This is a genomic window from Streptomyces sp. GB4-14, assembly GCF_022696125.1.
GTDB lineage: Bacteria > Actinomycetota > Actinomycetes > Streptomycetales > Streptomycetaceae > Streptomyces > Streptomyces werraensis.
This window is the reverse complement of record NZ_RZHO01000002.1, coordinates 1,431,541-1,446,117: the sequence shown is the minus strand read 5'-3', so window position 1 is coordinate 1,446,117 and position 14,577 is coordinate 1,431,541. Positions and strand designations below refer to the sequence as shown.

Sequence of the window (14,577 nt, the reverse complement as noted above, 5' to 3'; positions counted from 1 at the left end):
TTTCCTCGCCGCACGCTACGTGCGGGCGCCCTCGCCGGCCTCGGTGTCGGCGGCCTTGCCGGACTGCTGCTTCGGGATGTCGACGCTCTCCGTGACGCCGGCCTCGTCGGACTCCTTCACCGGGGCCTCGGAGGCTGCCTTCGCCCCGTCGGCCACGGCCTCGGACCCAGGCGTCGCCGCCGTGTCGTCCGTACCGGCTCCGGTCTTCTCCCCGTCGGTCCGGGTCTCGGCCGCCGCTGTCTCTCCCGTGGTCTTCGACCTCCGAAAAAGCCGTGCAAAAACGCCCATATCCACTCCATACGTTACTCGTGCGGGCGAAATTCCGCGTAGCCCGGTGTGTCCATCCGTGTGAGCCGGGCGAGCGCCGCCGTGATCCGGCGGCGGGAACCTCGAACGGGCAACGACGTGGCGGACCCCGCGTCACGTAACCCGATCGAGAGCAGCCCGTGAGGTTTGGGAGACTGGATCGGTGAGCAGCGCACCCCACGCCCCCCGCGTCATCGCCGTCGTCGGTCCCACCGCGGCCGGAAAGTCCGATCTGGGCGTCTTTCTCGCCCAGCGGCTGGGGGGTGAGGTCGTCAACGCCGACTCCATGCAGCTCTACCGGGGGATGGACATCGGCACCGCCAAGCTGACGCCCGAGGAGCGCGGCGGTGTCCCGCACCACCTGCTCGACGTCTGGGACGTCACCGAGACCGCCTCCGTCGCCGAGTACCAGCGGATGGCCCGGGAACGGATCGACGCGCTGCTCGCCGACGGACGCTGGCCGATCCTGGTCGGCGGTTCCGGCCTGTACGTCCGCGGTGCCGTCGACAACCTGGAGTTCCCCGGCACCGACCCGGAGGTCCGGGCGCGCCTGGAGGAGGAACTGGCGCTGCGCGGCCCCGGCGCGCTGCACGCCCGGCTCGCCGCGGCCGACCCCGACGCCGGCCGCGCGATCCTGCCGAGCAACGGGCGCCGCATCGTCCGCGCGCTGGAGGTCATCGAGATCACCGGGCGGCCCTTCACCGCCAACCTCCCGGGCCACGACTCGGTCTACGACACGCTGCAGATCGGCGTCGACGTGGCTCGCCCCGAACTCGACGAGCGCATCGCCCGCCGGGTCGACCGCATGTGGGAGGCCGGGCTCGTCGAAGAAGTGCGCGCACTCGAGGCGCAGGGGTTGCGTGAGGGGCGTACGGCGTCGCGCGCCCTCGGCTACCAGCAGGTGCTCGCCGCACTCGCCGGCGAGTGCACCCTGGAGGAGGCCCGGGCCGAGACCGTCCGTGCCACCAAGCGCTTCGCGCGCCGTCAGGATTCATGGTTCAGGCGCGATCCGCGGGTGCACTGGTTGAGTGGGGCCGCGGCGGACCTCGGGGAACTTCCGCAGCTCGCGACGGCGTTGGTCGAACGACCGGTTACAGCCTGATCACGTCCTGGCATCGGGACGCCCAGGCCGTCATCCGGGCCTGTGACGCCGTGCCATCATCAAGCTTCGATCGACCAGTGGAGTCCTAAGTTGGGAGGGCGCGTGGCGATGGAGGCCGGCCCTCGCGACACCGCACACAGCACCGAGCACCTCACCGCCCGGCGGGATGCCCCGGAGCCGGAGACCGGGCGTCTCAGCCCCGACGGGCCCGAGGAGACGCAGGGCGGGGTGACCGACGACGGTCCCGAGCCGGAGGAGATGTTCACCGGCGGGGACGAGGTCGAGGTCGAACTGCGCCCACAGCGCCGACTGCGTGTCTGGCAGCTCGCCCCGATCGTCGGCCTCGGCGCGCTCGGCTCCCTGATGTTCGCCTTCCCGCTCGCCTTCGACTTCGGCGACAGCGGCGCGGTGATCGCCATGCTGGGACTGCTGATCTGCTCCTGTGCGGCCGGCTGGGGCATGATGGCCGCCCGCAAGGTCGGCTACACCTGGCCGGGGCTCTCCGCCCGCGGCTCGGACCGCAAGTCCGACTGGCGCGTGGTGGCCGCCTACGCGGTGATGGTCGCGGCGGTGGTGGCCCTGGCGGTGTGGCGCGTGGCCCGCCTGCGCTGAGGGTCCCCCTGACGCGGGGGCTGTGTCACGCCCTTCGCGATCACCCGACCCGGCTCGCGCGAGCCCCCGCCCCTGGGGGGCCGCCTGTGCCGAAGCCCTGCGGTGTCCGCGCCGGCAACGCGGCTTGACCCGAGCCGAGGCCACGGCATCCCGTTCCGCAGCCGCCGGCCTTCGCAGCCTTGCGTCGGCCGGGCTCGCGCCGAACCCGTGCCCGGAGGTCGGCTCGTGCCGAACCCGTGCTTCGAGGCCGGTTCGCGCCGAACCCGTGCTCCGAGGCCGGTTCGCGCCGAACCCGTGCCCCGAGACCGGCTCGCGCCGAACCCGTGCTTCGAGGCCGGTTCGCGTCGCCCCTGCACGAGATCGCAGCCCGCGCGCGCCGGCCCTTCCGTCGGCTCGCGCCGAGCCTGTGGCACAAGGCCCGCAGTCGCCGGCCTTCGCAGCCTTGCGGCCAGGCTCACGACGGAACCCGCGGCCGTGAGGCCGGCTGCGCAGGGCGCGGCCCGCCCGCGCCGGTCATCGCGGCCGCCCGTTCGGGCCGTATGCGCCCCGATGCCGGGGTCCGTGCGGACCGGCCGTGCAACGAACGCCGGGCTCCGCCCGTGTCCACACCCGTCGTCACGGCCCCCGACGCCACCCCGGCCTCACCCCGTAGGATCGAGGAATGAGCACGCGGATCGCCTTCCTCAAGGGGCACGGCACGGAGAACGACTTCGTGATCGTGCCGGACCCGGAGAACGCCGTCGAGCTGTCGGCGGCGGCCGTCGCCGCGCTGTGCGACCGGCGCGCGGGCATCGGGGGCGACGGACTGCTGCACGTCGTGCGGTCCGCGGCGCATCCCGAGGCGCGGGCCATGGCGGACGAGGCCGAGTGGTTCATGGACTACCGCAACGGCGACGGATCCGTCGCCGAGATGTGCGGCAACGGCGTGCGCGTCTTCGCCCGCTACCTCCAGCACGCCGGGCACGTCGGCGAGGGCGACCTCGCGATCGCCACGCGCGGCGGCGTGAAGACCGTGCACATCGCCAAGGACGGCGACATCACCGTCGGCATGGGCCGTGCGGTCCTCCCCGAGGGCGACGTCACCGTGGCCGTCGGCGAGCGCAGCTGGCCCGCGCGCAACGTCAACATGGGCAACCCGCACGCCGTGGCCTTCGTCGCCGATCTGGCGGACGCGGGCGGCCTGTTCACCGCGCCTTCCTTCGCCCCTGAAGCCGCCTACCCGGACGGTGTGAACGTGGAGTTCGTCGTCGACCGGGGCTCCCGGCACGTCGCGATGCGCGTGCACGAGCGGGGTGTCGGCGAGACCCGCTCCTGCGGTACCGGGGCGTGCGCCGTCGCCGTGGCCGCCGCCCGCCGCGACGGCGTCGACCCGCGCGACACCGGCCTGCCGGTGACGTACACCGTGGACCTCCCCGGCGGCACGCTCCTGATCACCGAACAGCCGGACGGCCGCATCGAGATGACCGGTCCCGCGGTCATCGTCGCCGAGGGCGCGATCGAGGCCGAGTGGCTGGAGAACGCCCTCGGCTGAACAGTGCGCTGTACGATCTTCCGCTCTCGACCCCGGCCCGCCGTCGATCCGCAGGCCGGAGCGGGTGCGAGGCTTCGGGATTATGGCGCGTCGCTGACCCGATGGCGTGAAAACGACCGTGAAGGGCCCGTCGCTCTTTGGAGTGATCCGTTTCACGCTCGGCCGGAGGCGGCCGGTCCGACCCCCTGCGGCTGGATAGCATCAAGCACCGGCCCGGACGGGGGATCAACGCCGTCTCCCAGGCCCGAGTCCGCCCTGGGGCGCCGTCCGCCGGATCCACGCAGCCGGAGGTGCTCATGAACGCGGAGGCCGCGAAACCTGCGACCCCGGGCCCGCTCGCACCGGGTCACGTCACACCGGCCGGGACGCGCCGCAAGTCCCGCCCCCGGCTCGACCTGCGCCGGCTGGGCCGCGCCGCCCTGATGGGGTCGTCCTCCGCCCGCGACCGGCTGCCCGACGCCATCGGCCACGTCGTCGAGGCCCACCGCGCCCACCACCCCGACGCCGACCTCGAACCGCTGCGCCGCGCCTACCTCCTCGCGGAGTCCTCGCACCGAGGCCAGATGCGCAAGAGCGGCGAGCCGTACATCACCCACCCGCTCGCCGTCACCCTCATCCTGGCCGAACTCGGCGCCGAGACAACGACGTTGACCGCCTCGCTGCTGCACGACACCGTCGAGGACACCGACGTCACCCTCGACCAGGTGGGCGAGGAGTTCGGCGAGGAGGTGCGCTATCTCGTCGACGGCGTGACCAAGTTGGAGAAGGTCGACTACGGCGCCGCCGCCGAGCCCGAGACCTTCCGCAAGATGCTCGTCGCCACCGGCAACGACGTCCGCGTGATGTCGATCAAACTCGCCGACCGGCTGCACAACATGCGCACCCTCGGCGTGATGCGTCCCGCCAAGCAGGAACGCATCGCCAAGGTGACACGTGACGTGCTGATCCCGCTCGCCGAGCGCCTCGGCGTCCAGGCGCTCAAGACGGAGCTGGAGGACCTGGTCTTCGCGATCCTCCACCCCGAGGAGTACGAGAAGACCCGCGAGTTGATCGTCCGCAACGCCGCCCGCGAGGACGACCCGCTCGCGGACGTCGCCGACGACGTCCGCAAGGTGCTCCGTGAGGCCGACATCCCGGCCGAAGTCCTCATCCGGCCACGGCACTTCGTCTCCGTGCACCGCGTCTCCCGCAAGCGGGGCCCGCTGCGCGGCGCCGACTTCGGCCGGCTGCTGGTGCTGGTGAACGAGGACGCCGACTGCTACGCCGTGCTGGGCGAGTTGCACACCTGTATGACGCCGGTGGTGTCGGAGTTCAAGGACTTCATCGCCGTACCCAAGTTCAACCTGTACCAGTCGCTGCACACCGCGGTGGCGGGTGACGACGGCCAGGTCGTCGAAGTCCTCATCCGCACCCACCAGATGCACAAGGTCGCCGAGGCCGGCGTCGTCGCCCTCGGCAACCCCTACGCCGCCCCGCCGGAGGAGCAGTCCACGGGCGACGGCGAACGCGCCGACCCGACCCGCCCCGGCTGGCTGTCCCGGCTGCTCGAATGGCAGCAGGCCGCGCCCGATCCCGACACCTTCTGGTCCACGCTCCGCGAGGACCTCGCCCAGGACCGGGAGATCACCGTCTTCCGCCCCGACGGCGGCGCCCTGGGCCTGCCCGAGGGGGCGACCTGCGTGGACGCCGCCTACGCGCAGTACGGCGAGGACGCCCACGCCTGCATCGGCGCCCGGGTCAACGGGCGGCTCGCCAGGCTCAGCACCGTGCTCAAGGACGGGGACACCGTCCAGCTCCTCATGGACCAGGACGCGGCCTCCGCGCCGTCCCGCGAGTGGCTGGACCACGCGACCACCCCGGCGGCCCGTATCGCCATCCAGCGGTGGCTCGCCGCCCACCCCACGGCCGAGGACGGCGACGCGCGCTCCCTGGCGGACGACGTCGAGACCCTCAGGTCGCCCGGGACGGAGACCCCCCAGCCCTCCGGCGCCGACGACACGGACCCCGGGCGTCCCGCCGCCGCCCAGGTGCTGGTCGACCGGGACGGTGCGACCGTTCGGCTGGCCGGCTGCTGCACACCCGTACCGCCCGACGAGGTCACCGGGTTCGCGGTGCGCGGGGGAGCGGTCACCGTGCACCGGACGGGGTGTCCGGCGGTGGCGCGGATGAAGAGCACGGGGCGCACGGAGGTCGGCGTGCGCTGGGGCGAGGGCGCCGAGTGCCGGGTCACGCTGGTGGCGGAGTCGTTCGTCCGGCCGCATCTCCTCGCGGACCTCACCGAGGCGATGGCCACCGAGGGTGCCGAGATCGTCTCCGCCACCGTCGAACCGCCGGACCGGCAGCAGGTGCGCCACACGTACACCGTGCAGCTCCCGGACGCCGCCCAGCTGCCCGCCCTGATGCGCGCCATGCGCAACGTGGCGGGCGTGTACGACGTGAGCCGGGCGCAGCCGCAGGCGCCGGGCGCCTGAGAACGCCCCCGGCACGGTCGCGGCCGGTGACGGCACTCGGCGCACAGACCCCTGCGGTGTGATTACCCGATCGGGTGGGTCGGGAGCGCGCCGCCGCAGCGGCGCCCGCCCGCGCTGATAGCCGTGTGGCATGCCGCTCTCCTCCCGCCGCCCCGCCCGGCAGACCTCCCGACGCCCGGCGTCCCGCGCCCGCCGTCGCACCGCCCAGGCGCTGCTCGCCTCCGCCGTCGGCGTCTGCCTGGTCGCCGCGAGCGCCCCCGCCGAGCCGCTCGGCATCGGCGACCCGCTCTTCCCGCACCTCGGCAACCCCGGCTACGACGTGCAGACGTACGACCTGGACCTCACCTATCCCGGCAGCAACGACCGGCCGCTCCAGGCCGTCACCACCGTCGACGCCCGGATCACCGCCGAGCTGGACCGGATCAACCTGGACTTCGCCCACGGCACCGTCCACTCCGTCGAGGTCGACGGCGAGCCGGCCGTCTTCACCGGCGCGGGGGAGGATCTGGTGATCACCCCCGACGACGACCTCGACCCGGGCGAGTCCGTGCGCCTCACCGTCCGGCACACCAGCGACCCCCGGCCCGGGGACCGCGAGGGCGGCTGGGTGCGCACCGCCGACGGCCTCGCCCTCGCCAACCAGGCCGACGCCGCCCACCTGGTGTTCCCGTGCAACGACCACCCCTCGGACAAGGCGATGTTCACCTTCCGGATCACCGTCCCGGAGGGATACACCGCCGTCGCCAACGGGCTGCCCACCGCCGTCGACCGCGCCCCCGGCACCACCACCTGGAGCTACCGGACCCGCAACCCCATGGCCACCGAACTCGCCCAGGTGTCCATCGGCCGCTCCACCGTCCTGCACCGCGCCGGACCCCACGACCTGCCCCTGCGGGACGTCGTCCCCACCGAGCACCGCGCCGCCCTCGAACCGTGGCTGGCGAAGACCCCGGCGCAGATCTCCTGGATGGAGGACCGGGTCGGCCGCTACCCCTTCGCCACCTACGGTCTGCTGCTCGCCGAGGCCCACACCGGCTTCGCCCTGGAGACCCAGACGCTCTCCCTCTTCGAGCGCGACCTGTTCACCGACCCGGCCCTGCCCGCCTGGTACGTCGAGTCGATCATGGTGCACGAGCTGGCCCACCAGTGGTTCGGCGACAGCGTCAGCCCCCGCACCTGGGCCGACCTCTGGCTCAACGAGGGACACGCGACCTGGTACGAGGCGCTGTACGCCGAGGAACGCGGCGGCAGGACCCTTGAGGCGCGGATGCGGGCCGCGTACGAGTCCTCCGACGGCTGGCGCGCCGCGGGAGGACCGCCCGCCGCGCCGAAGCCGCCCGAGCCGGGCCACAAGATCGGCATCTTCCGCCCGGGCGTCTACGGCGGCGCCGCGCTGGTGCTCTACGCCCTGCGCCAGGAGATCGGACAGGAGACGTTCGACCGGCTGGAGCGCGCCTGGGCCGGCCGGTACCGCGACGGCAACGCCTCCACCGCCGACTTCGTCCGGCTCGCCTCCGAGACCGCGGAACGCGACCTCACCGCCTTCCTGCACGCCTGGCTGTACGACGAGACCACCCCGCCGATGCCCGGCCACCCCGACTGGCGGTCCTCCGCGCGTGCCGTGACGGAGGAGCCCGGCCCGCACGGGCGTCCGGCGCATCGGCCGGACGCGGGCGGGGAATAACACGGTGACGAGACGGGCCGTACCGTGCGACCATCGTCGAGTTCCGCGCGACAGGGGAAACGGGAATCTCCCGGGGTACCCGGACGTTGTGGACAGTGACGGAAGGCCGATCGGCCGGATCCGTCGCCGCAGACGGCAACCCAACGACGTAAGGACCCAATGACCTCCTCTTCTTCCCCTTCCCAGGACACCAAGCGCTTCGCGCACAGCCACGCCGAGGGTCTTCGGGCCGATGCCCTGATGGAAGAGGACGTCGCCTGGAGCCTCGAGATCGACGGAGAGCGGGACGGCGACCAGTTCGACCGCTCCGAGCGCGCGGCGCTGCGCCGCGTCGCCGGCCTCTCCACCGAGCTCGAGGACGTCACCGAGGTCGAGTACCGACAGCTCCGCCTGGAGCGCGTCGTGCTCGTCGGGGTGTGGACCTCGGGCACCGCGCAGGACGCCGAGAACTCCCTCGCCGAGCTCGCCGCCCTCGCCGAGACGGCGGGCGCCCTCGTCCTCGACGGCGTGATCCAGCGCCGGGACAAGCCGGACGCGGCCACCTACATCGGCTCCGGCAAGGCCGAGGAGCTGCGCGACATCGTGCTCGAGTCGGGCGCGGACACCGTCATCTGCGACGGTGAGCTCAGCCCGGGCCAGCTCATCCACCTCGAGGACGTCGTCAAGGTCAAGGTCATCGACCGCACGGCCCTGATCCTCGACATCTTCGCCCAGCACGCCAAGTCCCGAGAGGGCAAGGCGCAGGTCGCGCTCGCGCAGATGCAGTACATGCTGCCGCGGCTGCGCGGCTGGGGTCAGTCGCTGTCCCGGCAGATGGGCGGCGGCAAGGGCGGCGGCCTCGCCACCCGTGGCCCCGGTGAGACCAAGATCGAGACCGACCGGCGACGGATCCGCGAGAAGATGGCGAAGATGCGCCGGGAGATCGCGGAGATGAAGACCGGCCGCGAGATCAAGCGCCAGGAGCGCAAGCGCAACAAGGTGCCGTCCGTCGCCATCGCGGGCTACACCAACGCGGGCAAGTCCTCACTGCTCAACCGGCTCACCGGCGCGGGCGTGCTGGTGGAGAACGCCCTGTTCGCCACCCTCGACCCGACCGTGCGCCGGGCCGAGACCCCGAGCGGCCGGCTGTACACGCTGGCCGACACCGTCGGCTTCGTCCGGCACCTGCCGCACCACCTGGTCGAGGCGTTCCGCTCCACCATGGAGGAGGTCGGCGACTCCGACCTGATCCTCCACGTGGTGGACGGCTCGCACCCGAACCCGGAGGAGCAGCTCGCCGCCGTGCGCGAGGTGATCCGGGACGTCGGCGCCACCGACGTGACCGAGATCGTCGTGATCAACAAGGCGGACGCGGCGGACCCGCTGACCCTGCAGCGGCTGCTGCGGGTGGAGCCCCGCTCCATCGCCGTCTCGGCCCGCACCGGCCGGGGCATCCCGGAGCTGCTCGCCCTGATCGACAGCGAGCTGCCCCGCCCGTCGGTGGAGATCGAGGCCCTCGTGCCGTACACCCACGGCAAGCTGGTCGCCCGTGCGCACGACGAGGGCGAGGTCCTCTCCGAGGAGCACACCCCGGAGGGCACCCTGCTCAAGGTGCGGGTGCACGAGGAGCTGGCGGCGGAGTTCGCGCCGTACGTTCCCACCCCGGCCGGCTGACCCGGACCGCGGACACGTGAGAGGGCCCGCCCCCTGCCGAGTGCAGGGGGCGGGCCCTCGTCACGTACGGCTCAGCGGCCGCCGTAGGTCCTGCTCATGTTCTGGTACAGCGCCTCGGCGTCCGGGCCGAGCCGCGGGCCCGCGAGCCAGGTGTGGTCCAGCGGGCCGATCGAGGTGTTCGACACCAGCACCGTCTCACCGTTCACCACCCGGAACCAGCCGCCGCCGGACGAGCCGCCCGTCATCGTGCAGCCGATGCGGTACATGTCCGGCAGGCTCGGGGCGAGCGAGAAGCGGCCCGGGGCGTCCAGGCACTTGAACATCCGCAGCCCGTTGTACGGCGGCGCGGCCGGGTAGCCCCAGGCGCCCGTCGTACCCGCCTCGGCGGCGGTCGGGCCGGAGAAGTCCACGTCGAGCGCGGCGCCGACGGTCTCCTCCAGGGACTGCGAGCCCTGCTCCGGCCGCACGTGCAGCACGGCGTAGTCGTACGCCGCCCCGTCGCCGCCGCTCTCCGAGCCGCCCTGGATCCAGCCGTTCGACGTCGACGCCCAGTCCGCCCACCAGTTGCCGTACGGGGCGATCTCGGAGGCGTCCGCCTGGCCCAGCTCCGCCTCGGACCGGCCGTAGTCGTTGTAGGCCGGGACGAAGACGATGTTGCGGTACCAGCCGCCGTCGGCGCCCGCGTGCACACAGTGCCCGGCCGTCCACACGAGGTTGGACTTCCCCGGGTGGTTGACGTCCTTGATCACCGTGCCGGAGCAGACGGCCGGGCCCTCGGGGGAGTCGAAGAACACCTTCCCGACCGGGGCGGCGTTCTCGTGGTACGGCGTCCTCTCCGCCTGCGCGGTCACCGGCGCCGGCTCCGGGTCGCTCAGCCCCTGGGCCGCGGAGGCGTCCTTCGTGGTGACCGTCTTCTCGGCCTCCTCGGCGGACCGCATTCGCTCCGGCTTCCAGAGGCCTTCGATGACCGGGTTGACGAAGTCCCGCGCCTCGCGCAGCCACTCGTCCTCGTCCCAGTCCTTCCAGCCGCCGTCCCGCCAGCGGTCCACGTCGATGCCGTGGTCCTTCAGACGGTCGGCGAGGTCGGCCGGAACGCGGACGCCGCCGCCCGCGTCCTCCCCGGCACGGCTCGCCGTGGCGTCGGGCCGGTCGGCCGCCTTGTCCTCCGTGGACCCGCCGCACGCGGTCGCGGTCAGCGCCACCACCGCGAGCAGCGCGCTCGCGGCGAGGGCGGTCCGCCGTCCGCGCCGGCGCGGGACGGACGTGGAGAGGGAACGCATGATGTGGTGACCCCCGTCACTGCTCAAGAATCGTGTGCCGCTGCTCCGGTGGTTCCGTCGTCCGCCCCGGGTGCGCGGCGCCACCCGGGGCGGACGGTCCGGTCACTGACCGGCGAACTTCTCACTGACCGCGTCGTAGACGCCCTTGGCCTCCTTGCCGAGCCGCGGCCCGGCCAGCCAGCCGGTCGTCACCGGGCCGATGGAGGTGTTGGAGACCAGCGCCGGCTCGCCGTCCTGGCCGGCCGCGATCCAGCCGCCGCCGGAGGAACCGGCGGTCATGCTGCACCCGATGCGGTACATCGTCGGGTCGGACGCGCTCAGCGACAGCCGGCCCGGCTTGTCCTCGCAGGAGTACAGGGACTGCCCGTCGTACGGCGGCGCGGCCGGGTAGCCGATCGCCGTCATCTCCTCGATCTTCGGCACGGCGGGCGCGTCGAAGTCGACGGGCATGGCCGAACCGACCGTCTCCTCCAGCGACTTGCCGTCGCCGCCCTTCTCCGGAGTCACATGGATGACGGCGAAGTCGTACGAGGCGCCGTCGCCGCCCGTCGCGCCGCCCTGCTCGATCCACTGGTCCGAGGTCTGCGCCCAGTCGCCCCACCAGACGCCGTACGGAGCGACCTCCTCCTTCGTGGCCCCGCCGATCTCCTTCGCCGACATGCCCGAGTCGTTGTACGACGGCACGAAGGCGATGTTGCGGTACCAGCCGCCCTTCTTGCCCGCGTGCACGCAGTGGCCCGCCGTCCACACCATGTTGGACCTGCCGGGGTTGGCCGGGTCCTCGACCACCGTCGCGGAGCAGACCATCGTGCCCTCCGGGGAGTCGAAGAAGACCTTCCCCGCGGTGGGCGCGTTCTCGTGGTACGACGGCGGCACCGCCTTGGCCTGCACAGGATCCGGCGTCGGGTCGGTGACGCCCTGGTCGCCGGAGATGTCGTTCTCGTCGACCTCCGGCTGGTCGGGCTCGTCGGCGTCCCGCATGCGGTCCGGGTCCCACAGGTCCTCGATGATCGGGTTGACGAAGTCCTGCGCCTCGCGCAGCCACTTGTCCTTGTCCCAGTTCCTCCAGGCGCCGTCGCGCCACTTGTCGAGGTCGATCCCGTGCTCCTTGAGCCGGTCGGCGATGTCGTCCGGGATCTTGAGCTTGCCGTCGTCGGCGGCGGCCGTCGCGGAGGCGTCCGCGCCGGCGTCGGTGTCGCCCGACTCGCACGCGGTGGCGGTCAGGGCGAGCGCGGAGGCGAGGGCAACTGCCGCCAGCACGGGGGAGGTTCCGCGCGACCGCCTCCTCTCGCGACGTGCGGTGGACGACGGCCGTATGGATCGCATGATCTGAACTCCCCCTGGAATGAACGATGGTGGTACGACGCCCGTCTTCACATCCGACCCGGACGAGTCGCTTCGCTGCTCCGACGGCTTTGGGACAACGGCACCACACACTAGGCGTTCGCCGCGGGGGACGTCCGACGGAACGGCAACGGTTCGGCTACAAGGCGTCTGACCTGGCCGGTCGTGCGCGGATCTCGTGGAGCGGGGGCGTGGGGGCGCGGGGGGTGGCAGCGGCGGCGGTCCTTCCGCGCGCCGTGCGCGGGGGCGGTGCCTCGGGCGCGGGGCGCCGGTCGCCTCGGCCGCCCTCCGTGTGCGCGCACGTTTGTCGGTGGGGGGCCGTAGGGTTGGTCGGGCTATGACTCAGCCCTCACTCCCCGAACTCCTGCATGCTGCCGTCACTGCCGTCGGCGGCACGGAGCGCCCCGGTCAGGTGGCCATGGCCGAAGCCGTCGCCGAGGCGATCGACGACGGCGCCCATCTGCTCGTCCAGGCCGGAACCGGCACCGGTAAGTCCCTGGGCTACCTGGTGCCCGCGCTCGCGCACGGTGAGCGGGTCGTCGTGGCGACGGCGACCCTGGCGCTCCAGCGGCAGCTGGTGGAGCGGGACCTGCCGCGCACGGTGGAGGCGCTGCATCCGCTGCTGCGCCGCCGCCCGGAGTTCGCCATGCTCAAGGGCCGGTCGAACTACCTGTGCCTGCACCGGCTGCACGAGGGCGTCCCGCAGGACGAGGAGGAGGGCCTCTTCGACCAGTTCGAGGCGGCCGCGCCCACCAGCAAGCTGGGCCAGGACCTGCTGCGGCTGCGCGACTGGTCGGACGAGACGGAGACCGGCGACCGGGACGACCTCACGCCCGGCGTGTCCGACCGGGCCTGGTCGCAGGTGTCGGTGTCCTCGCGGGAGTGCCTGGGCGCCACGAAGTGCGCGTACGGCGCGGAGTGCTTCGCCGAGGCGGCCCGCGAGCGCGCCAAGCTGGCCGAGGTGATCGTCACCAACCACGCGCTGCTCGCGATCGACGCCATCGAGGGCGCCCCGGTGCTGCCGCAGCACGAGGTGCTGATCGTGGACGAGGCGCACGAGCTGGTCTCCCGGGTGACCGGGGTGGCCACCGGCGAGCTCACCCCGGGTCAGGTGAACCGTGCGGTGCGGCGCGCGGCGAAGCTGGTGAACGAGAAGGCGGCCGACCAGCTGCAGACGGCCGCCGAAGGCTTCGAGCGGCTGATGGAGCTGGCCCTGCCCGGCCGGCTGGAGGAGATCCCGGAGGATCTCGGCTACGCCCTGATGGCGCTGCGCGACGCGTGCCGCACAGTGATCTCCGCGATCGGCTCCACCCGCGACAAGTCGGTCCAGGACGAGGATGCGGTGCGCAAGCAGGCACTGGCCTCGGTGGAGAGCGTCCACGACGTGGCGGAACGGATCACCAACGGCTCCGAGTGGGACGTCGTCTGGTACGAGAGGCACGAGCCCCGCGGCGGAGCCGCATATCGGCACAGTGGGGCCTCGCTGCGGGTCGCGCCCATGTCGGTCTCGGGGCTGCTGCGCGAGAAGCTGTTCACCGACCGCTCGGTCGTGCTGACGTCCGCGACGCTGAAGCTGGGCGGCGACTTCAACGGCGTGGGGGCGTCGCTGGGGCTCGGTCCCGAGGGCGCCGAGGGGGACGACCTCCCGCAGTGGAAGGGCGTGGACGTCGGCTCGCCGTTCGACTACCCCAGGCAGGGCATCCTGTACGTCGCCAAGCACCTGGCCCGTCCGGCCCGCGACGGCGACCGCAAGGACATGCTGGACGAGCTCACGGAGCTGATCCAGGCGGCCGGGGGCCGCACCCTGGGGCTGTTCTCGTCGATGCGGGCGGCACAGCTGGCGGCGGAGGAGCTGCGGTCGCGGATCCCGGAGTACCCGATCCTCCTCCAGGGCGAGGAGACGCTCGGCGAGCTGATCAAGAACTTCGCGGCGGACCCGCGGACATGCCTTTTCGGCACGCTGTCGCTGTGGCAGGGCGTGGATGTCCCCGGACCGAGCTGCCAGCTGGTGGTCATGGACAAGATCCCGTTCCCGCGTCCCGACGACCCGTTGATGAGCGCCCGCCAGAAGGCAGTGGAGGAGGCCGGCGGCAACGGCTTCATGGCGGTCGCCGCGACCCACGCGGCCCTGCTGATGGCCCAGGGAGCGGGCCGTCTGGTCCGCGCCTCGGGCGACCGCGGAGTGGTGGCGGTCCTGGACCCACGCTTGGCGACGGCGCGCTACGGCAGCTATCTGAAGGCATCGATGCCGGACTTCTGGTACACGACGGATCGGAACCAGGTGCGGAAGTCACTGGCCGCGATCGACGCGGCGGCGAAGGCGGCTGAGCAGTAACGGGGTCTGGGCCCCCCGGTGCCCCCCTGGGAGGCGTGGTGGGGGGCTCACGCCCCGTGAGAGGGCGAAGACGCGGCTCCGGGAGGCCGCCCTGTAAGGACGGCGTCCAGAAGCCCCCGAGAAGCGCCCCGAGCGCGGCCGGGGCCCCACTTGCTCAAGAGGTCCAAAGCGCCGTCCCAGGCGTCGCCAGGCAACGCAGGACCCCGGAACCGGCGCAGGGGTTCCGGGGTCCGCTCGGGGGCGGGGCGGGCCGAGGGAG

10 protein-coding genes are annotated in these 14,577 nt (G+C 72.8%); 7 read left to right on the top strand and 3 right to left on the bottom strand.

Annotated features, from left to right (window positions below):
* Window positions 1-15: 15 nt before the first annotated feature.
* Window positions 16-288 (bottom strand): hypothetical protein, encoded by a 273-nt coding sequence (locus ELQ39_RS07630; RefSeq protein WP_242591466.1) that lies wholly within the window; start codon window positions 286-288, stop codon window positions 16-18.
* Between the two features lie 181 nt (window positions 289-469).
* Here ELQ39_RS07630 and miaA point away from each other — a divergent pair, with 181 nt between their 5' ends.
* The 6 genes from miaA (at window position 470) to hflX (ending at window position 9,359) form a co-directional block, all read left to right on the top strand.
* Entirely contained in the window at window positions 470-1,408 is a 939-nt protein-coding gene (gene miaA, locus ELQ39_RS07625; protein ID WP_190001001.1) for a tRNA (adenosine(37)-N6)-dimethylallyltransferase MiaA, read from the top strand.
* A gap of 108 nt (window positions 1,409-1,516) precedes the next feature.
* Complete coding sequence (locus ELQ39_RS07620) at window positions 1,517-2,020, top strand: hypothetical protein (RefSeq protein ID WP_225625197.1); 504 nt, start codon at window positions 1,517-1,519, stop codon at window positions 2,018-2,020.
* Between the two features lie 661 nt (window positions 2,021-2,681).
* Window positions 2,682-3,551: a diaminopimelate epimerase gene (gene dapF / locus ELQ39_RS07615; protein ID WP_242591465.1), complete on the top strand. Its 870-nt coding sequence runs from the start codon at window positions 2,682-2,684 to the stop codon at window positions 3,549-3,551.
* A gap of 296 nt (window positions 3,552-3,847) precedes the next feature.
* Complete coding sequence (locus ELQ39_RS07610; RefSeq protein WP_242591464.1) at window positions 3,848-6,022, top strand: RelA/SpoT family protein; 2,175 nt, start codon at window positions 3,848-3,850, stop codon at window positions 6,020-6,022.
* A gap of 130 nt (window positions 6,023-6,152) precedes the next feature.
* On the top strand, window positions 6,153-7,706 hold the full coding sequence (locus ELQ39_RS07605; RefSeq protein WP_242591463.1) for a M1 family metallopeptidase: 1,554 nt from the start codon (window positions 6,153-6,155) through the stop codon (window positions 7,704-7,706).
* 159 nt (window positions 7,707-7,865) lie between these two features.
* Window positions 7,866-9,359, top strand: a complete 1,494-nt coding sequence (gene hflX, locus ELQ39_RS07600) for a GTPase HflX (RefSeq protein WP_190001005.1) — start codon at window positions 7,866-7,868, stop codon at window positions 9,357-9,359.
* A gap of 71 nt (window positions 9,360-9,430) precedes the next feature.
* Here hflX and ELQ39_RS07595 read toward each other — a convergent pair whose 3' ends face one another.
* Window positions 9,431-10,639, bottom strand: a complete 1,209-nt coding sequence (locus ELQ39_RS07595) for a hypothetical protein (protein WP_242591462.1) — start codon at window positions 10,637-10,639, stop codon at window positions 9,431-9,433.
* A 102-nt stretch (window positions 10,640-10,741) separates the two neighbouring features.
* Complete coding sequence (locus ELQ39_RS07590; RefSeq protein WP_242591461.1) at window positions 10,742-11,965, bottom strand: trypsin-like serine peptidase; 1,224 nt, start codon at window positions 11,963-11,965, stop codon at window positions 10,742-10,744.
* Between the two features lie 355 nt (window positions 11,966-12,320).
* Between ELQ39_RS07590 and ELQ39_RS07585 the strand changes: the two genes are divergently transcribed.
* The gene (locus tag ELQ39_RS07585; RefSeq protein ID WP_225624975.1) at window positions 12,321-14,318 is read left to right on the top strand and encodes an ATP-dependent DNA helicase; all 1,998 of its coding nucleotides are present in this window, start codon (window positions 12,321-12,323) and stop codon (window positions 14,316-14,318) included.
* The last annotated feature ends 259 nt before the right edge of the window (window positions 14,319-14,577 follow it).